The organism is Streptomyces sp. NPDC015345 (assembly GCF_043078805.1).
Taxonomy (GTDB): Bacteria; Actinomycetota; Actinomycetes; order Streptomycetales; family Streptomycetaceae; genus Streptomyces.
Window position 1 is genome coordinate 339,007 of record NZ_JBIBTX010000006.1, and the last position, 18,979, is coordinate 357,985.

At 73.6% G+C, this 18,979-nt stretch carries 18 protein-coding genes; 8 read left to right on the plus strand and 10 right to left on the minus strand.

Annotated elements, in window-relative coordinates; genetic code table 11:
• Positions 1 to 38: 38 nt before the first annotated feature.
• A complete protein-coding gene (locus tag ACF062_RS25770) occupies positions 39 to 1,460 on the minus strand; it encodes a purine-cytosine permease family protein (RefSeq protein WP_392141604.1) in 1,422 nt (473 codons plus the stop codon).
• A gap of 247 nt (positions 1,461 to 1,707) precedes the next feature.
• Here ACF062_RS25770 and ACF062_RS25775 point away from each other — a divergent pair, with 247 nt between their 5' ends.
• Complete coding sequence (locus tag ACF062_RS25775; RefSeq protein ID WP_392142038.1) at positions 1,708 to 2,268, plus strand: TetR/AcrR family transcriptional regulator; 561 nt, start codon at positions 1,708 to 1,710, stop codon at positions 2,266 to 2,268.
• A gap of 56 nt (positions 2,269 to 2,324) precedes the next feature.
• On the plus strand, positions 2,325 to 2,555 hold the full coding sequence (locus tag ACF062_RS25780; RefSeq protein WP_392141606.1) for a hypothetical protein: 231 nt from the start codon (positions 2,325 to 2,327) through the stop codon (positions 2,553 to 2,555).
• Between the two features lie 24 nt (positions 2,556 to 2,579).
• On the opposite strand, the gene ACF062_RS25785 is transcribed toward ACF062_RS25780, so the two are convergent.
• From ACF062_RS25785 to ACF062_RS25795, 3 genes are all read right to left on the minus strand, one after another.
• On the minus strand, positions 2,580 to 3,611 hold the full coding sequence (locus ACF062_RS25785; RefSeq protein ID WP_392141607.1) for a glutathione S-transferase family protein: 1,032 nt from the start codon (positions 3,609 to 3,611) through the stop codon (positions 2,580 to 2,582).
• A complete protein-coding gene (locus tag ACF062_RS25790) occupies positions 3,608 to 3,910 on the minus strand; it encodes a hypothetical protein (protein WP_392141609.1) in 303 nt (100 codons plus the stop codon). Before ACF062_RS25790 ends, ACF062_RS25785 begins: the two co-directional genes overlap by 4 nt.
• Positions 3,911 to 3,999: 89 nt before the next feature.
• On the minus strand, positions 4,000 to 5,490 hold the full coding sequence (locus tag ACF062_RS25795) for a cytochrome P450 (protein WP_392141611.1): 1,491 nt from the start codon (positions 5,488 to 5,490) through the stop codon (positions 4,000 to 4,002).
• A 130-nt stretch (positions 5,491 to 5,620) separates the two neighbouring features.
• Between ACF062_RS25795 and ACF062_RS25800 the strand changes: the two genes are divergently transcribed.
• A complete protein-coding gene (locus ACF062_RS25800) occupies positions 5,621 to 6,229 on the plus strand; it encodes a TetR/AcrR family transcriptional regulator (protein ID WP_392141613.1) in 609 nt (202 codons plus the stop codon).
• Here the strand turns inward: ACF062_RS25800 and ACF062_RS25805 are convergent.
• Positions 6,219 to 6,875: an HAD family hydrolase gene (locus ACF062_RS25805; protein WP_392141615.1), complete on the minus strand. Its 657-nt coding sequence runs from the start codon at positions 6,873 to 6,875 to the stop codon at positions 6,219 to 6,221. The two genes, ACF062_RS25800 and ACF062_RS25805, sit on opposite strands and share 11 nt — an antisense overlap.
• Before the next feature lie 6 nt (positions 6,876 to 6,881).
• The gene (locus tag ACF062_RS25810) at positions 6,882 to 7,661 is read right to left on the minus strand and encodes a DeoR/GlpR family DNA-binding transcription regulator (RefSeq protein WP_392141617.1); all 780 of its coding nucleotides are present in this window, start codon (positions 7,659 to 7,661) and stop codon (positions 6,882 to 6,884) included.
• 74 nt (positions 7,662 to 7,735) lie between these two features.
• Between ACF062_RS25810 and ACF062_RS25815 the strand changes: the two genes are divergently transcribed.
• The gene (locus ACF062_RS25815; RefSeq protein ID WP_392141618.1) at positions 7,736 to 8,959 is read left to right on the plus strand and encodes an MFS transporter; all 1,224 of its coding nucleotides are present in this window, start codon (positions 7,736 to 7,738) and stop codon (positions 8,957 to 8,959) included.
• Positions 8,960 to 9,218: 259 nt separating this feature from the next.
• Here ACF062_RS25815 and ACF062_RS25820 read toward each other — a convergent pair whose 3' ends face one another.
• Positions 9,219 to 11,543 carry a hypothetical protein gene (locus ACF062_RS25820; protein WP_392141619.1) on the minus strand — a complete coding sequence of 775 codons (2,325 nt, stop codon included), beginning with the start codon at positions 11,541 to 11,543 and terminating at the stop codon, positions 9,219 to 9,221.
• Positions 11,544 to 12,021: 478 nt separating this feature from the next.
• Between ACF062_RS25820 and ACF062_RS25825 the strand changes: the two genes are divergently transcribed.
• The 3 genes from ACF062_RS25825 (at position 12,022) to ACF062_RS25835 (ending at position 15,064) form a co-directional block, all read left to right on the plus strand.
• A complete protein-coding gene (locus ACF062_RS25825; RefSeq protein ID WP_392142039.1) occupies positions 12,022 to 13,836 on the plus strand; it encodes an ABC transporter ATP-binding protein in 1,815 nt (604 codons plus the stop codon).
• Positions 13,837 to 13,961: 125 nt separating this feature from the next.
• Entirely contained in the window at positions 13,962 to 14,774 is an 813-nt protein-coding gene (locus ACF062_RS25830; RefSeq protein WP_392141621.1) for a maleylpyruvate isomerase family mycothiol-dependent enzyme, read from the plus strand.
• Positions 14,771 to 15,064 (plus strand): hypothetical protein, encoded by a 294-nt coding sequence (locus tag ACF062_RS25835; RefSeq protein WP_392141623.1) that lies wholly within the window; start codon positions 14,771 to 14,773, stop codon positions 15,062 to 15,064. Before ACF062_RS25830 ends, ACF062_RS25835 begins: the two co-directional genes overlap by 4 nt.
• Positions 15,065 to 15,444: 380 nt before the next feature.
• Here ACF062_RS25835 and ACF062_RS25840 read toward each other — a convergent pair whose 3' ends face one another.
• From ACF062_RS25840 to ACF062_RS25850, 3 genes are all read right to left on the minus strand, one after another.
• A complete protein-coding gene (locus tag ACF062_RS25840) occupies positions 15,445 to 16,365 on the minus strand; it encodes an NADP-dependent oxidoreductase (protein ID WP_392141625.1) in 921 nt (306 codons plus the stop codon).
• 76 nt (positions 16,366 to 16,441) lie between these two features.
• A complete protein-coding gene (locus ACF062_RS25845) occupies positions 16,442 to 17,425 on the minus strand; it encodes a zinc-binding dehydrogenase (RefSeq protein WP_392141627.1) in 984 nt (327 codons plus the stop codon).
• A 72-nt stretch (positions 17,426 to 17,497) separates the two neighbouring features.
• Positions 17,498 to 18,103, minus strand: a complete 606-nt coding sequence (locus tag ACF062_RS25850) for an NADPH-dependent FMN reductase (RefSeq protein WP_392141629.1) — start codon at positions 18,101 to 18,103, stop codon at positions 17,498 to 17,500.
• Positions 18,104 to 18,251: 148 nt separating this feature from the next.
• On the opposite strand from ACF062_RS25850, the gene ACF062_RS25855 reads away from it, so the two are divergent.
• A complete protein-coding gene (locus tag ACF062_RS25855) occupies positions 18,252 to 18,956 on the plus strand; it encodes an MFS transporter (protein ID WP_392141631.1) in 705 nt (234 codons plus the stop codon).
• Positions 18,957 to 18,979: the final 23 nt, after the last annotated feature.

Genomic DNA, 18,979 nt, shown 5'->3' on the forward strand with positions numbered 1-18,979 from the left:
GGGACGGAGGCCGGGCCGGATGCGCTGCCGGGTGGAGATCAGGTGGCAGGCGCGGCCGGGACGGTGCGACGGGCCAGCGCCCAGTAGGTGAGGCCGGAGACGAGGGAGCCGAGCAGGGTGAGGTCGCCGCCGCCGAGGGGCGCCACCAGCGGTCCCGTCCACAGCTCGGAGTCGCAGGTGAGCGCGGCGAAGGCCATGCCGGTGACGAGCGCCGCCATCCCCGCGGGATGGCAGCCGGCGCGGTACCAGTACGCGCCCGTGCGCCCCGTCGCGTGCAGGGCGTCGGTGTCGTAGCGGCAGCGGCGCAGCAGCATGTCGGCGAGGAACACCCCGCCCCAGGGCGCGAAGACGATGATCAACAGCGACAGGAAGCCGAGCAGCGACTCGGTGAAGTCCGTCAGGAACAGGGCGCCGAGTGAACCGAGCGCAGTGACGACGACGCTGATCACGATGGCCTTGGCGCGGCTCCACGGGACGCCGAGGACCTGGAGGTTCAGGCTGGAGGAGTAGAGCGTGAGGATCGAGTTCGTCACCGAGCCGCCGAGCACCAGGAGCAGGAACACGGGCCGGAACCAGCCCGGAAGCAGGCCCTCCACACCGGCGACCGCGTCCGTCATGTCCGCCTGGGTCGCGGCGGCGGCCCCCGCGACACCGAGCGCCACGGAGGAGACCATTCCGCCGAGCGCCCCGGAGAAGGTGATCGAGCGCAGGGAGGTGTCCCGCGGCAGGTAGCGGGTGTAGTCGGCGGGCATCGGCAGATACGAGAAGGGGCCCGCCAGCATCACGACGAAGGCGAGCGTCCAGCCGGAGAACCCCGCGCCACCGGCCACCCCGCTCCCGCCGGACTCCGTGCCCGGCAGCAGCAGAAGCACCAGTGCGCCGAAACCGGCCGCCAGGACGTACGCCAGCCATCGCTCGGCGAGTTGCACCGTCGCGTGCCCCCACAGGGCGACCGCGAACGTCATGGCGAGCGTCACCGCGAGGGCGAGGGCGCGCGCGGTGTGCCCGCCGCCGAGGCCGAGGTCGGCGAGGAGCACCTCCAGGGCGAGCGTGCCGACCACCGTGTTGACGACGGTGTAGCCGATGGAGACGACCCAGTTGAGCAGTCCTGCGGGGAAGTTCCCGAGGACGCCGAAGGCCGCCCGGGAGATGACGAGGGTCGCGGTGCCGGTGCGGATGCCGCTCAGGCCCGCGGCGCTGATGACGAAGAACGACAGGCCGCCGATGACGACGACCGTCACGGCCTGCCAGAAGCTGAGGCCGAAGGAGACCGCGAGGGCGCCGTTGATGACGTAGGTGAAGGTCAGATTGGAGCCGAACCAGAGCCAGAACAGGTCCTTGGCGCTGCCGTGCCGGTCCGCTTCGGGGATGGGGTCGATGCCGTGGGTCTCGACCCGGAACACCTCGTCGCTGGTTACTCCCGTGCCTGTCCCGGCGGACACCGGGGCCTGTTGCGCCATGAGGGACCTCGCTCCCCGGCATCCAGACTTTGAATGCCGTTCTACTAGTTTGAATGGCATTCAAAGTGAGGCACGGGCCCCCGCCGCGTCAAGACCCCGGCGAGAACGCGGGCCGGCCGGGCGGGGATAGGGTCGGCAGGAGCTCGGCGCGACCGTCGGCAGGATGGTCGGTGCACGGGACGGGCCGATGAGGGAGAGCGGAGCGCACGTGGCACGACGGCGGGACGGGCAGGTCGCACGGGACCGGATGCTGGAGGAGGCCATGACGGCCATCGCGAAGGACGGTCTCGCCGCGCTCACCATGTCCGCACTCGCCGACCGCCTCGGCACCAGCGGCGGCCACATCCTGTACTACTTCGGCAGCAAGGACCGGCTCCTCCTGGAGGCGCTGCGCTGGAGCGAGGCGGCGCTCACCGAGGAGCGCCGCGCACTGCTCTCGGGCCGGACCGCGCCCGCCCGCAAACTCGACCACTTCCTCCAGCTGTACCTGCCGAAGGGGCCGCGCGACCCGCGCTGGATGCTGTGGATCGAGCTCTGGGCGCGCGCCGGGGCGAACGAACCGCTCCGCACCGCCCAGGAGGAGCTGGACCAGGGCTGGCAGGAGGACCTCGTCACGCTCCTCGCCCAGGGCGCGGCGGCCGGTGTCTTCGCGGTCGACGACAGCGCGGGCCGCGCCGGTGAACTCCTCGCGCTGCTCGACGGGTTGAGTACCCGCGTGGTGCTCGGCCAGCGGGGCGCGGACCGCAAGGGCGTGCTCGCGTCGGCCCGCTCGGCGGCCCGGCGGCTCGTCGGGCGGGCGGCGCAGTAGCCCGAGCGGCCGACTGGCGAGGCGGCCCTTCGGCCCACCGTGGAAGAGTTCCAGGCATGAGCTACTACCCCTACACGGCGCACCCGCGGATCACGGTCCTCGGTGTCCAGCCCGGCAGCCCGCCGTTCCGCATCGTGGAGATCGACGGCGAGGTGGTCGGCACGGCGAAGACCGTCACGGACGTCCTGGACGCGGCCTCCATGGCGGGCATCACCGTGCATGACCTCGACGACCCGGACGCCGTGCGCTGGGTCGGCGGCGACAAGTTCACCTGGCGGCCGCACTGACCGGCCCGTGTGCGGCGGGGCCGGTCAGGGCCGCCCCGAGGCCGGCACCTCCTCCCCGGCGGGCACGGGGCCCGGCGGTGTGCCGTCGCCGAACGGCCGCCCGCCCAGCTCCTCGCGGTGGTGCGACGTCAGCCACCCGCCGAGGTCGGGGCCGAGCGGCACGATCCCGGTCGGGTTGATGCCCGCGTGCACCTGGTAGTAGTGCCGCTTGATGTGGTCGAAGTCGATGGTGTCCCCGAACCCCGGCGTCTGGAACAGATCCCTGGCGTACGCCCACAGGACCGGGTCCTCGGCCAGCTTCCAGCGGTTGCACTTGAAGTGGCCGTGGTACACCGCGTCGAACCGCACCAGCGAGCTGAACAGCCGGATGTCCGCCTCCGTGATGGTCTCCCCGACGAGATAACGCCGGCTCGCCAGCCGCTCGGAGGTGAGCTCCAGACGGCGGAACACATCGCGGCACGCCGCTTCGTACGCCCCTTGCTCCGAGGCGAAACCCGCGCGGTACACGCCGTTGTTGACGTCGTGGTAGATGTCCTCCATCACCGCGTCGATCTCGTCCCGCAGCGGTTCGGGATAGAGGTCCGGCGCGCCTTCGCGGTGCAGCGCCGTCCACTCGGTGGTGAAGTCCAGGGTGATCCGCTGGTAGTCGTTCGTGACCAGCTTGCCGCTCGGCACGTCCACGAGGGCGGGCACACTGACGCCGCCCGGATAGCCGCTCTCCCGCGCGTCGTACGCCTCACTCAGGAAGCGGATGCCGAGGACCGGGTCGCGGCCGCCGGGATCCAGCGTGAACCGCCAGCTCCGGTCGTCCTGGATCGGGTCGGTGATCCCGAGGGACAGGGCGCTCTCCAGGCCGAGCAGCCGCCGGGCCACCAGCGCCCGCCCCGCCCACGGGCAGGCGCGGCTCACCACCAGGCGGTACCTCCCCGCCTCCACCGGCCAGCCGTCGCGGCCGTCGGCGGTGACACGGTCCGCGAAGTGGCTCTTGGACCGCTTGAACTCCTTGTGGCCGTACGAGGCGTTGCCCTCCGCCGGGCCGCCCGCCGAGGCGCTCATGACCTGCCGCCCTCGCGTGCGCAGGAGCGGGACAGCGGGGCGTGCCCGGCGGCGGTCGGCGGTTCGGACGAGCGCGGGGGCGGCGTCAGATCGTAGATCCGGTCGATGAGCACCGCCTCGTTCCCCGCGAGGCCGGCGCGGCGCAGCGCGTCGTCCGCCTCCGCGATCGGGCCCGCCAACAGCGTCGCCGCGGCGGCCGGTGAGACCGTCGTCGTATCGGACAGCGCGGCGCGCGCGGTGTGCAGCAGACGCAAGCAGGCCTGGGCGGCGAGCAGTTCCTCGGACGTCGTGCCGGTCATGTCGAGCGACTCCTCTGCGCTGGATGGCGTGGGCGGCATCAAGGCGATGCCACCCTCCACTCTCGCGCACGGGTCTGACAATGGCGCTCCTACGCGCCCGCTGAGCGCCGGGTGAGCCGCAAAGTGAGGCCGTCCGGCATGAGGGTCAGGCGCTCGGCGACGCGCAGCCGGTAATCGGGATCGGCGTGCAGGTCGTAGCGGCGCAGCAGCAGGCCGAGCACCAACGTGGCCTCGTGCAGCGCGAACTGACGTCCGATGCAGGCCCGCGCTCCGGTGCCGAACGGCTTGAAGACATGGGCGGGCCGCGCGCGTACCGCCGAAGGGGCGAACCGGTCGGGGTCGAACTCCTCGGGGCGCTCGCCCCACGCGGCCGGATCGCGGTGCAGCATCGTGGCGAGGACCAGCGCCCACGCGCCCCGGCGCATCGGGTGCTCGCCCCCGAGCGTGGTGTCCTCGCGTGCCTCACGGGCGAACCCGGGCGCGGTCGGCCACAGCCGCAGCGACTCGTCGAGCACCCGGCGTACGTACCGCAACTTGGCCACCTGCTCGTACGCGGGCTCCCCGGCGGCGCCCCACACCTCGTCGACCTCCGCCCGCGCGCGGGCGAGTACCTCCGGGGATCGCGACAGGTAGTGCAGCGCGAACGACAGCGCTCCGGAGGTCGTCTCGTGCCCGGCGACGAGGAAGGTGATGACTTGGCGGCGGATGTTCTCCGGAGACAGCCGCTCCCCGGTGTCCGGGTGGGCCACCTCCAGCATGCGGTCGAGCAGATCGCCGTGGCCGCCCGAACCGGACGTGGCGCGGCGGGCGGCGACCACCGCGTCCACGGTGCGGTTGAGGTACGCCATGTCGGCGTCGTTGCGCCGGCCGGCGCCGCGCAGTACCAGCGGGGCCAGCGGCGGGGGGACGACGTTGCGGCGCTGGGCGAAGGACAGCGTGCCGACCATGGCCGTCACGAAGGGGTGCGGCGCCGACCGCTCGAACGAGCCGAAGTCGTGCCCGAAGCCGGTGCGGGCGATCGTCTCCAGCGTCAGCTTCGTCATGTCGCCCGGCACGTCCACCGGTCGGCCCGCCGACTCCCGCTCGTCCCAGCGTGCCGTCAACTGCCGGGCGACGTCCAGCATGAGCGGGTGGTACCCCGCCATCGCCTCGCGGCCGAACCCCGGGGCGAGGATGTCGTGCGCCAGCTGCCAGTTGGGTTCGTGGTTGTACGCCGTGAACAGTCCGTCGCCCGCGACCGGACGGAGGTTGGCCACCCCGAGGCCCACGTGTTTGGCGAAGCGCGACTCGTCGGCCAGGTCGGCGACGAGGCCCGCGCCCCACACGAAGACGAACTCCTTGCCGAACGCCTTGCGCCGGAAGATGGGCCCGAGCCGCCGCCCCATCCGCATCGAGTCCTGCAACGGCGTCCGTACGTCGGCGCCCAGGACGTCGCCGAGCACGGGCAGGCGGCGCGGCGGGTGCGGTATCCGGTGCAGCTCCGGCCAGCCCAGCTCGGCGCTGCGGAACCCCTTGGGCGGAGGTGCCGGGGAAGCCGCGGACGCCGTCTGCCCGGCCGCGGACCGCGTCGTCTGCGCCATGTGCCCATCTCCCTTGTCCGGCAAGCCCGTTGGGACGTCTCGGGGCGCCTGTTGTACGTGGATTCAATAAGCCTCCCCAGTCTGGTCCCGCTATTGAATTCGCATCAAGTAAGTCGAGTAAAGTGCCCGCATGGCCGCGAACCCACAGGAGCGCACGCGCCGCAGGATGAGCACGCAGGAGCGGCGTGAGCAGCTGCTTTCCGTCGGGGCGCGCCTCTTCGCGCAGAAGCCCTACGACGATGTGTGGATCGAGCGGGTCGCGGAGATCGCGGGCGTCTCACGCGGGCTCCTGTACCACTACTTCCCGACCAAAAGGGACTTCTTCGCCGCCGTCGTGCAGCGCGAGAGCGAGCGCATGCTGCGTCTGACGGCGGCGGTGCCGGGTCTGCCGGTGCGGGAGCAGATCACCACCGGACTCGACGCGTTCCTCGGCTACGTGGAGAGCCACGCGCAGGGCTTCCGTGCCTTCCACCGGGCCGAGGCGGCGGGCGACCCGCTGGTCCGCGAGGTCTACGGCGACGGCCTCGCGGCCCAGGAACGGCAGATCCTCGCGGCCCTCGCCGCGGACCCGCAGGCCACGGACATCATCCGGGACCCGCCCGCGCTGCGCCTCGCGGTGCGGGGGTGGCTCGCCTTCATGGTGGCCGTCTGCCTGGAGTGGCTCGCCGAACCGGAGCTGACGCGCGAACAGGTGCGCGACCTGTGCGCCAAGGCGCTGCTGGGCGCGATCACGCGCTGAGGCGCAGTGCCTCCCGCAGGGCGGCCGGGGTGGTGAAGAGGTGGCCGCGCAGGCCGCCGGCCTCGGCGGCCAAGACGTTCTCCTCGCGGTCGTCGACGAACAGCACCTTGCCCGCCTCGGCGCCCAGGGCGTCCAGGCACCAGCGGTAGGCGCCGGGCTCGGGCTTGGCGTGGCCGATGCGGCAGGAGAACGCGCGCACCTGGAAGTGCTTGAGCCAGGCGTGCCGCTCTTCGTAGTGGACGGCCAGCTCTTCGGGGATGTTGGAGAGCAGCGCGATCCGCCGGCCCGCCGCCGCGAGTTCCTCGATCAGCGCGACCATCGTGTCGTCGACGCCGCTCCAGCTGAGGATGTCGGCCTCGACGAGCCGCGCGACCTGACCGGGCCCGAAGTCGGTGCCGAGGGCGTCGGCCACCTGCCGCCAGTAGCCGGGGCCGGTCACGTCACCGCGGTCGTACGGCTGACGCAGCCCCCAGTAGGCAGCCCAGAAGGGCACCTCCGGCACGCCCGCGGTGGCGACAAGACGGGCCCTGCCGTCCTCGGGCTGGTGGCGCGCTATCACGCCGAACATGTCGAAGAGGGCGATGTCGTGCCCGTGCTCGGGGTGGGGGCGGACGCCGTCCGCCGGGCGGTTCGTCGTGTCGTTCATCGGGGTTCATACCTTTCGTACGGTCACGCCCGCCGCGGCCAGCGCGTCGGTCTCCTCGTCCGGCGCGGCGCCGTCGGTGACGACGGCGTGGAGGGCGGTGGCGGGCGCGACGAAGGCGAGGGCGGTGCGGGAGAGCTTGGCGGCGTCCGCGACGGCGATGACACGGCGGGACGAGGCGATCGCGGCCCGCTTGACCGCGGCATCGTCCAGGTCGTAGGCGGTCAGGCCGTCCGCCGCGGTGAGTCCACAGCAGCCGATGACGGCGGTGTCGAAGCGCAGCGCGGCCAGGGAGGCCGTGGTGAGTGGGCCGGTCAGGGCCAGCTCGCCGGGTCGCGGCCGGCCGCCGGGTACGAGCAGCGTCAGCCGGGGCGCGCCACTCAGTGCGTTCACCGCCTGGAGGGAGAGCGGCAGCACGGTCAGCCGCCGGTGTTCGAGGGCGCGGGCGACCTCCAGGCAGGTGGTGCCGCTGTCCAGGAGGACGGACTCTCCGTCGGAGATCAGCCCGGCCACCTCGGCGGCGATGCGCCGCTTCACCTCAAGGCCCTCCTGCTCCCGCAGCGCGAAGGGTGGTTCCTCCCCGCGCAGCAGCAGGCTCCGCGCGCCGCCGCGGTAGCGCTCCAGCACGCCCTGGTCGGCCAGGGCCTCCAGGTCACGCCGGATGGTCATCTCGGAAGCGCCGGTGAGCTCGGCGAGTTCCGCGACGCCGAGCCGGCCCGCCTCCCGTACGGCGTCGGTGATCTGCCGCAGTCGATCTCTGCTGGTGCTGCCTCTGCTCGCATGGGTCACGCCACCATTCAAGCACCAAACGTGTTTGCGAACCAGCCTTCCGAACATAGTCGGTGTTCGTTATGTTCGGTGCCATGGAAAGAACACTGCGGGCCGGACGGCTGGCCACCTTCGCCTACTTCGCCCTGAACGGCTTCCTCATGGGTATGTGGATCGTCCACATCCCGGCCATCGAGGACCGCGCGGGGATCAGCCACGCCGTGCTCGGCTGGATCCTGCTGCTGCTCGGCGCGGGAGCCTTCGTCGGCATGCAGCTCGTCGGCCCCCTCACCGACCGTCTCGGTGCCCGCGTCGTCGTGCCGGTCAGCGCCGCGCTGTGCAGCGTGGCCGTCGTCCTCCCCGGCCTCGCCACGAACGTCTGGACGCTGGGTGCCGCCCTGCTCGTCCTCGGCTTCGGCAACGGCTGCCTGGACGTCAGCATGAACGCCCACGCGGTCCAGGTGGAGCGCGGCTACCGACGGCCCGTCATGTCCGCCTTCCACGCCACGTTCTCCATCGGCGGTGTCCTCGCCGCGCTGGTCGGCGCCCGCACGCTCAGCTGGGACCTGAGCCCCGCGGTGACCCTCGGCGCGGTGGCGCTGCTCGGCCTGGCCGCCGCCGCGCTGTCGGCGCCCGCGCTGCTGAGGCCCGAACCGGCGGCTCGTTCGAAGGCCGCGGATGGCGCGGCCGCGGGTGACGGTGCCGAAGTCCTCGCCGGTACGAACACACGCAGGCGCACTCCCCGGCGTATCTGGGCCCTTGCCGCCCTCGCCCTCATGCTGATGCTCTGCGAGGGCGTGGCCAACGACTGGAGCGTGCTGCACCTCCGTGACGTCCTGGACGCGCCCGCCGCCACCGCCGCTCTCGCCTACGGCGCCTTCTCCACCGCCATGACCGTCGGCCGCCTGCTGGCCGACCGGGTGGCGGCCCGCTTCGGCCCGGTGGCGATCCTCCGCTACGGCGCGGCACTGGCGGCGGCCGGACTGACGGTGGCCGCCCTTTCGCCCTGGACCCCGGCGGCGCTCTTCGGCTGGACCGTGTTCGGCGCGGGGCTCTCCGGCTGCATCCCCCAGCTCTTCAGCGCCGCGGGTCACGCGGACGAGGGCGCCGCCGGGATCAACGTCTCGCGCGTCGCGGGGCTCGGATACCTCGGCATGCTGGCCGGGCCCGCCGTCATCGGGCCACTGACACACCTCGTACCGCTCAACCTCACGTTCTTCCTGCCGGTGGCGTTCTGCGTGATCGCCGCGTGTACGGCCGGCATCCTGCGCGACCCACGACCCGAGCCGCGCACCCCCGAGGCCGCCGCGCGCGTCTGATGGCCCAGCCGTTGCTCGGGCGTGTGCGACGGGGGCATGAGAAGCGGGGCTCGCTTTCGGCGGAGCTGAGGGTGGGCGGGGGAGCCCAGGGCTGGGTCGGGGCAGCGGCTGGGGGATGAAGCGGACGTTACGGCGGAGAGGGAGGTACCCCGTGGGCTCGGGCGGCGCGTACGGGTGACGCGGATCGGCGGACGCCGGTCGTGCCGGGCGGTGAGAACCCGCGCCGTGGCCACAGCACTCGCGGCGCTCGGCAGCGGTGTCACGTCCGGCCCGCTTCGATGTCCGCGATCAGCTGGTGGACGAGCACGGGGCCGGGCGGCCCGGCCATGGTGGTGACCGCCGGGAGCGCCACGGTGTCGGCCGCGCCGGTCGCCTCTTGGGCCAGGAGTGCCGCGCCGCCCCCGCCGGTCGCGCGCGCTCGGGCGGCGCCCGCCAACCCGAGGGCTCCCGCGAGCGCCTTGTGGGCCCGGCGCCACGCGCGGCTGCGACGGCCGCGCACATGGTCGACGAGCGCCTGCGCGTACTGCGTCATGGAGCGCGTCCAGAGGTCGTGCCGGGGCTGGGGGCCGGCCGAGGCACGCCGGATGCTGCGTGTCGCGTCGCCGGGGGCGACCCGGGCCTGCGCCACGGCCAGCAGCGCCCAGCTGACGGCCACGGGCGGGCCGTACTCCGCGTGCGCGGGGAGGGTGTCCGCGGCCTCCCGCAGATGTGCGATGGCCCGCTCCGTCCTGCCCTCGTCCAGGGCGAGCGCCCCGAGCGTATGGCAGACCCTCCCGACGGTGGCGTCATCGCCCGCGAGCAGGGCCACCCGCCAGGCCTGGCCGAGTGTCTCGGCGGCGTCGGGAGAGCCCGTGCACACCGCCAGCCAGCCGGCCAGCCACAGCGCCTGCCGGCGGACCAGCGTGTCGGTCCGGCCCAGAGGCAGCAGACGCAGCAGGTGCTCGCGCCCCTCGGGGGCGTTTCCGCAAAGAGCCCACCAGAACCACAGGTCCACGGCCAGGGTGAGCGCCATCGAGGCCTGGTCCGCGCCGCTCGGCCGCCGGGCGAGCGCGGCGCGCAGGTCGGCCTCCTCGTCGCGGACGAGCGCGACGGCCCGTTCGTGCAGGCCGGTGCTCCACAAGTGGTGGGCGGTGGAGGCGACATGGCCGTACCAGTACAGATGGCGGCTGATGGCGGCGGCCGCCTCCCCCGCGGACTCCAGCCGTTCGGCACCGAAGCCGCGGACCGCCGCGGAGAGGCGGAAGCGGGGCGACAGCACGCCGCCCGGGTCGCGGACCGGTTCCACGACGGAGGCGAGGACCAGCCGGGCCAGCGCGGCCGGCACGTCCTGCGCGCCGAGGCCGCCGCCCCCGCACACGAACGCCGCCGCGTCCTCGTCGAAGTCGCCCGCGAACACGCTGAGCCGTGCCCAGACGGTGCGTTCCTCCGTCCCGCACAGCGCGTACCCCGCGCCGACGGCGGCCCGCAGCGACCGGTGTCTGCGCAGCGGCGCGTCCACCGTCCCCGGCCAGCCCCGCGCGGACTCCAGCATCCGCGCGAGCTGCGCCAAGGAATGGTCCGCCGCCTGAGCCGCCGCCAACTCGATGGCCAGCGGCACGCCTTCGAGCCGCCGGCAGATCTCACGGGCGACGCGCACGTCGGACGGGTCGCCCCCGGCGCCCCCTGATCCTGCCTCACCCCCGGCACCCGCCGCCCCCGGCTCACCCCCGGCCCGGGCCCGCCCCCGCCGGGCGGCCCGCACCCGCTCCAGGAACAGAGCCACGGCGGGGCCCGCCTCCGAACCGCCGCCGGAGGCGGCGGGGGCCCCGGGCCGGGCGAGGCGGTCCGGATTCGGGTCTGCTGCGGGGGTGTCCGGTCTGGCGTGTCGGGCGTCGGCGTGCGGTTCCGCGTGTCCTGCGGCGGTATTCGGCTCGGAGCGTCCTGTGTCGGTGTCCGGCCTCGGGTGTCCCGTGGCGCTGTGCGGCCTTGCGTCTGCTGTGACCGCGTTCGACCTGAGGTCTCCTGTGACCGCGTCCGGCTTCGGGTCCGCTGTGACCGCGTCCGGCCCCGCGCTCCCTGTAACCGCATCCGGTCCCGCGCCTCCGGCAACCGCGCCCCACCCCCCGTCGCCCACGACAGCGAGCGGCCCTAGGCGCAGTACCGCCTCGTCGCCGAGGCCCAGCGGATGGCGGCCGGCGGCCAGGACGCGTACGTCGGGAGCCTCTTCCAGGAGTGCTCGCACCAGGCGTACGCACTCGCCCCGGACGGGATCGAAGTCGTCCAGCACCAGCAGCATCCGCCGGGACCGCAAGCGCGCCGCGATGTCAGCCACTCCGACGGCGATCCCGCCACCCGCGGCGTCCATGCCCGGCCCCACCTCCCCGTCCAGCGCCTCGGCCACGGTCTGCGCGACCCTCCGCCTGCGCGCCGGAGCGCCGTCCCACCACCGCACCCGCACGACGCCGTCCGGCAGCGAACCTCCCACCGCGGCGGCCGCGTGCTCGGCGAGGAGGCTCTTGCCGATGCCCGCGCCGCCGACCACCGTGACGAGCCTGCCCTGGGCGAGGAGCCGACGAAGCGCCGCCAGCTCCTCGGCCCGTCCCACCAGTCCGCCCCTGCCGGGCCCGCCCGCCCCCGCACCACCCGTACCTGAATCGCCCGCCCGCCTGCCGAACCGTTCCGGCTGGGCCGCGTCCTCCCCGTCGCCCCGTGTTCGCACGCCTCTCCATTCCTGCCCGCCTGCCCGCCCCGTGTCGCCATCGCCGTGCGGAACGACTGCGCAGAATCGTCACTGCACCGTTTTCGACAGAACGTCTAACTCCCCGGCCGTACGCGGAGTAGTGAAGAGCCGAGCCGAATCATGCGGGGCAGCGAACCGTCGTATTCCTGTACGGGTCCGGGTCCCCTCCGGCACATGACTCCGGTACGACGTGTGCGCGCCGCCAGTCAGGTGGATCACGCCCGGCTGCGTCCTGCCAGACGTGACCGACGCGACTCCCGTCTCCGCCCCCGCCTCCGCCGGGAAGAACCCCGCCCCCGCCGCCGAACCCGAGCGGCTCCCGGCCGGGGAGACCTGGCGCGCCCTGTACCGCCACTTCCGTCCGCACCGCGCCGCCGTGGCGTTCGGTGCGTTCCTCACGCTGATCGGTGCGGCGTCCGGCCTCGCGCAGCCGCTCGCGGCCAAGGCGCTCGTGGACCGGCTCGGCGCCGACGACTCGATCACCGGCATCCTCGTGCTCCTCACCGCCCTCGTGATCCTCGGCACCGCGATCGAGTCGGTCGGCGCGTACGTCCTGGAACGCACCGCCGAATCCGTGGTGCTCGCCGCCCGGCGCACGCTGATCGGGCGGTTGCTGCGGTTGCGCCTCCCGGAGGTGGAGCGGACCCAGCCCGGCGACCTGATGTCCCGGGTCACCTCGGACACCACGCTGCTGCGGGCCGTGACCACTCAGTCCGTCGTGTCCGCCGCGTCCGGCGGCCTGACGTTCATCGCGACGATCGTGCTGATGGCGCTGATGGACCCGGTGCTGCTGTGCGTCACCCTCGGCGTGATCGTGCTGATCGGCGGCGCGGCCTCCCTCGCCATGCCCAAGATCGCGCAGGCGACACGGCGCGCCCAGGAAGCGGTGGGCACCATCTCGACCGCGCTTGAACGGGCGTTCGGGGCTTTCCGTACGCTCAAGGCCTCCGGTGCCGAGCGGCGGGAGACCGAGACCGTGCAGGAGGCCGCGCTGGAGGCGTGGCGGCATGGCGTACGGGCGGCGAAGTGGCAGTCGGTGGCGTGGAGTTCGGTCGGTCTCTCCGTGCAGGTGTCGTTCCTCGCCGTGCTCGGGATCGGCGGCGCGCGGGTCGCATCCGGGGCGATATCCATCTCGACGCTGGTGGCGTTCCTGCTCTTCCTCTTCTACCTGATCGACCCGGTGTCGCGGTTGGTCGAGGCGGCCTCGCAGTACCAGGTGGGCTCGGCGGCGATCGCACGGATCGTGCAGGCGGAGCGACTCGGAACGGAAGAGCTCGAAACGGAAGAGCTCAGAACAGGTGAGGTTGGAACAGGAGAGGTTGGAAGGGAACGGCTCGGAACGGAAATGGCGGACCCGGCCGGCGCCGATCCCGCTTCGGTGGCCTTCGAGGACGTGACCTTCCGCTACCGCGACGACCTCCCCTACGTCCATCACGGGGTGAGCTTCGACGTGCCGGGACCCGGCATGACCGCTTTCGTCGGCCCGTCCGGCGCCGGCAAGACGACCGTGTTCGGCCTGATCGAACGGTTCTACGAGGCGACGGGCGGGCGGATCCTGGTCGACGGCAAGGACGTCAGGGAGTGGCCGCTGGCCGAGCTCCGGGCAGCCATCGGCTACGTGGAGCAGGACGCGCCCGTCCTCGCGGGCACCGTCCGCGAGAACCTCCTCTTCGCCGCGCCCGACGCCACCGACGCCGAGGTCCGCGAGGTCCTCGTACGCGCCCGCCTCGACGGCGTCGTCGAACGGCTGCCGGAGGGCCTGGAGACGGTGGTCGGCCACCGGGGCTCCAAGCTGTCCGGTGGGGAGCGGCAGCGCGTGGCCATCGCCAGGGCGCTGCTCAGGAAGCCCCGCCTGCTCCTGCTCGACGAGGCGACCTCGCAACTGGACGCGGTCAACGAACTGGCGCTGCGGGACGTCGTCACGGAGGTGTCCCGCGAGGTGACGGTCCTGGTGGTGGCCCACCGCCTGTCCACGGTGATGCTGGCGGACCGGATCGTGGTGATGGACGCGGGGAAGGTACGGGCGGTGGGGACGCACGCCGAACTGGTGGCGGCGGACCCGCTGTACGGAGAGTTGGCGGCGACCCAGTTCCTGACGGCGTCGGAGTCAGCCTCGGAGTCGGTATCGGCACCGGAGTCAGCCTCGGCCTCGGCGTGAGCGGCGACGGCGGATTCCCGGGCGAACCGGGTGCGTTCCCCGGAGACCGGAGCGCCCATCCGTCCGTCCTGATCACCCCCTGGTCCGTGCCCACCACGGTGCGGTCCGTGGTCTACCGTGGCGGCATGACGCGTCCGAACCTCCGTGCGGTGTACGACCGCTATGTCACACGGATCACCGACCAGACCGCCCAGTTGGTCGCGGCCCTCGACGGCGCCGACGCCGCCGCGCCCGTGCCGGGCTGCCCCGGATGGACCCTCGCCCACCTGCTGCGTCACGTCGGCGGCACGCATGGCTGGGCCGAGACCGTCGTGCGGACGCGGGCCACCGGGCCCGTCCCCGACCATGGCGTCGACGACGTCACGCCCGGCGCGGACGACGACATCGCCACGCTGGCCGCCCGGCTCACGGACAGCACCGCCCGGCTCGTGGAGACGCTGCGCGAGGCGGGCCCGGACGTCACGGTGTGGACGCCGGCCCCGGGCGGCACGCCGCTGTTCTGGGCGCGGCGCATGACGTACGAGACGGTCGTGCACCGCTTCGACGCGGCCGCCGCGGTCGGCGGTACCTACACCCTGGACGCCGATGTCGCGCTCGACGGCCTCGACGAGTGGCTGGAGTTCAGCACGCTGCCGCAGGCCTACCCGTCGCAGGCCGAATACCGGGCGCTGCTCGGCCCCGGCCGCAGCCTTCACTTCCACGCCACCGATGCGCCGGAAGGCGCGGGGGAGTGGTTCATCGACCTGGCCGAGGCGCCCATCACCGTGCGCCACATCCACCAGAAGGCGGGCACGGCCGTGCGCGGCCCTCTCACCGACCTCCTGCTCCTCCTCTACCAGCGCCGCTCCCCGACTGCCGCCGACGGCATCGAAGTCCTGGGCGACGAGGGCCTCTTCGCCGCCTGGCTGGACGGGGCGGGCCATTGGCTGCGGAGGTGAGGCGCGGGGGCGGCGGCTGGACAGGTGAATGCGTACGCCTGCGGGGCATCGAGCCCGATGACTGGGCCGCGTTCCAGCGCTTCGCCGCGGAAGAGGCGCGGTCGGGGGATCTGCCGCGCCCGCCCGGCTCCGCCGAGGGCTACCGGGCCTGGGCGAAGGAACAGGCCGTGGCGGCGCACCGCGCGTCCGTACAGCTCACCGGCCCGCTCCTCGGGGGCGAGCAGCGCCCGGCAGCGCAGCGCGAGGGCCTCGGTCCAGGCATGGTCGGTGGTTCGGCCCAGGTCTCGTAGCGCGCGAGGGCCTCCGCCGCGCGGTCGGTGGCTCCGGTGCGCGCGGCGGCCCAAGCGCGCCCGCGAGCGCCCGCGCCTGCCGCTCGGGCAGCTCCCCACACGGTCGGCCGCCCGGCCGAGCAGCAGGTGCAGCCCCGCGAAGGGCAGCTCGCTCCCCGACTCCGTCCCGGTGGCCCGCGACACCCGCAGCCCCTCGGCACGGGCCGCGGCGACCGCGTGCGCCAACAGCTCGGACTTGCCGGTCCCGGCCTCGCCACGCACGACGAGCGCCGCGTTGCGGCCCTGCCGCGCCCCCCTGGAGAACCCGGTCGATGACGCCGAGTTCGTCTTTCCTCCCGTACAACCCCATGGACCAGACGCTACGTTCGAGCGGCGCGGGATCAGTCCACGGTGAGGACGACCTTGCCCCGCCCGTGCCCGGTGGCCACGAGACGGTGCGCGTCCGCCGCCCGCTCCAGCGGGAACGTCGCGCGCAGCCGCACGTCCACCGCGCCCTTCTCGTACAGCGCGGTCAGCTCGGCCAGGCGCGCGGCGGACCGGGTGCCGCCCCAGTCCGGCAGGCCGAGGCGCGCCGCCTCCTCCGTGGCGACCATCGTCACCACGCGGTCACGGTCCTTGGCCACCGCCACGGCGGCGCGCAGCCCCTCCGCGCCGGCCGCGTCGAGCGCCGCGTCGACGCCGTCGGGTGCGACGGCACGGATCCGGTCCACGAGCCCCTCCCCGTACGTCACCGGGACCGCTCCGAGCGACCGGAGGTAGTCGTGGTTGCGCTCGCTCGCCGTGCCGATGACGGTCGTGGCGCCCCACGCCCGCGCCAGCTGCACGGAGAACGTGCCGAGCGCACCGGCCGCCGCGCCGATCAGGACGGTGTCGCCGGGCTTCACACGCACCTGGGAGAGGGCCAGATGAGCACCCTGACCGTTGCCGGAGAAGCCGCCGGCGACCGTCCACGGCATCGCGGCCGGCTTGTGCACCAGCTGCTCGGCGGGGACCGCGACGTACTGCGCGTACCCGCCGAGCAGGCCGTAGCCGAGCACCTCGTCGCCGGGCGCGAAGTCGGGCACGCCCTCGCCGATCCGGTCCACGACCCCCGCGAACTCATTGCCGGGCACCACAGGGAAGCCCGGCTCGACGCCCGGCGGCACCCGGCCCTCCCGCACCCCGAGGTCGAAGGGCTGCACCCCGGCGGCCCTGACCCGTATCCGCACCTCGCCCGGCCCCGGCTCGGGCACGGCGAGCTCGGTCGGCCGCAGCACCTCGGGCGGACCGTAGGCGGACAGCGCGGCGGCGATCATCTTCATGGTGGCTCCTTTGTACGTTGCGACAGGGGACGCCCGGTGAGGCGGCGAGGTTGAGGGGGGAAGGGTGGTCACGCCCTCACGGGATCAGGACGACCTTGCCGATCGTCGCGCGGCTCTCCAGCGCCCGGTGCGCCGCCGCCGCGTCCCGCAGCGGGAAGCGCGTCACCGCGGGCACAAGGCGCCCGGCCGCGGCTTCGGCGATGGCCCGGTCCTGCGCGGCCCGCAGCCCGCCGGGCACCTTCAGCAGCCGCGGCCCGAGCGCGACCGTCACCTGGAGCGACCGGTCGAACAGATCCTGCGCGCTCAGCTCGGTGACCGACCCGGCCGACCAGCCGAACAGCAGCAGCCGACCGCCGAAACCGAGCAGTTCGAGCGCGTCCCGCCCCGCCCTGCCGCCCACCCCGTCGAGCGCCACCGTGACCTCACGCCCCCGCAGCGCGTCCCGGACCACCTCCGGCCACTTCGGGTCGTCGTAGTCCACGGCCACGTCGGCGCCGAGGGCCCGCACCCGTTCCACCTTCTCCGCGCCGCCGGCCGCTCCCACCACCGTCGCGCCCGCGTTCCTCGCGGCCTGCACGAGGAGCGTCCCCACGCCGCCCGCCGCGGCTGTCACCAGCACCACGTCGTCCGCCGTGAACTCGGCCAGGTGCTCGATCGCCAGGGCGGTGCGCCCGGTGCCCACCATCGCGACGGCGGTGTCGAAGGCGACCTTGTCCGGCAGGGGATGCAGCGCCTCGACCTCCCGTACGGCGAACTCGGCGTACCCGGCGTTGGCCAGCCCCAGATGCGCGGCTACCCGCCGCCCGACCCAGGACTCCGCCACCCCTTCGCCCACCGCGTCGACCGTGCCCGCGACCTCACGCCCCACGATCAGCGGCAACTCGGGGAGCGGGAAGGGGAGTCGATCGGCAGCGCCCTTGCGCAGCGCCGTGTCAAGGAGATGGACCCCGGCGGCCCCGACGGCGATCCGCACTTGGCCGGGCCCCGGCACCGGCTCGGGCACCTCCTCGTACGCGAGGTTCTCGGCGGGCCCGAAGGCGTGCAGACGTACGGCGTGCATGACGGTCAACTCCAGTATGGGAAATATGGGAAAAGAGAAAAGGGGAAAAGAGGTGCAGGCAGGAGGCGCGGGTCAGGCCGCGTAGGGGCGGACGGTCTTGCCGTCGCGCAGGGTGTGGCCCCACCAGGCGAGCTGGTCGAGCATCGTCTTGGCGGCGGACTCCGGCCCCGTCGGGTCGGACAACTCGCCGGACTCGTCGAAGCAGCTCCACACACCGTGGAAGCTGACGGTGTCGCGCACCGTCACCGCGTGCAGCTCCGCGAAGACCTGCCGCAGCTGTTCGACGGCGCGCAGGCCACCGGCCATCCCGCCGTAGCTGACGAAGCCCACCGGCTTCGCGCGCCACTCGGCGTAATGCCAGTCGATGGCTGTCTTCAGCGTCGCGGGGAAGCTGTGGTTGTACTCCGGCGTGACGACCACGAACGCGTCGGCCGCGTCGAGCCGCGGTGTGATCCCGGCGACCTCCGGTCCGCGCTGCTCGGAGAGCCCGTCCGGCAGTCGCGCCTCGGCCAGATCGATCACGTCCACGTCCAGGTCGTCGCGCCGGGAGACCAGCTCGGTGAACCAGCGGGCGACGGTGGGCGCGAAGCGGCCCTCACGGGTACTGGCGACGATGACGGCCACCTTCAGGCGCTCGCCGCGTCGGCTCTCACTGCCATGGCTCATGTCTGCGGTCATGTCCGCTCCTCGGTCGGTGGTGTGCTTTCCGGCACCGACGAAGCTACGGAGCCCGCCCCCGTCCGCGCCTCTGTCGCACGACCGGGTTCACTACCTGCGCAGGGACTAGGACGACCGGCGGAGCCCACCCCGGTCATCCGACAGAGGCGTGAAGCGGCCCGCGTCCGGACTGCCGCTGCTCTCCTTGCAGTTGGCGGGTACTTCCGTCGGACTCTCGCTCTTCCTGCTGCCGTTCTTCGTCGCCGAGGTCCTGCACGCGGGCGCCGATCTGATGGGCCTCGCCATGATCTTCCTGGTGAGCGGGGTCGCCGCGGGCTCGTCGCTCAGCGGCCGCCTGACGGAACGGTACGCGCCGCATCTGCTCGCCGGGGCCGGCGGCGCCCTCACCCTCGCCGGGCTGCTCTCGACCCTGACCCTCGACGCGCACTCGGGTCTCGCGGACCTGGCCCGGCGGCTCGCGCTCATCGGCTTCGGGCAGGGCGTGTTCGGCGCCCCCAACAACACGGCGATGCTGGCCGCCACCCCGGCGGGCATGATCGGCACGGGTGGTGGCGTGGCGGCGACGGTCCGCACCCTGGCGTTCACGGTGGGCCCGGCGGTCGCGTCCCTCGCGTACGGCCTCGGCGGGGGAGGGGCCCGGGGGTTCCGTACGGGTGCGGTCGTCCTCGCGGCGTTGCGGGTGGCCGGAGTGCTGGCGGTGGCGGCGGGCCAGGCGGCGTCCCGCCCGGCAGGGCCAAGGGGTTCGACGGACTCAACGGGCTCAGCGGCCCCCGCGGACTCACCGGACGCAGCTGATTCGGCTCCCGATGGCAGCCGGCCGGCGCCTTCGGTGGAGCGCGCGGCGCGGGCCTGACGAGTGCATCGGTCCGAGGCGGG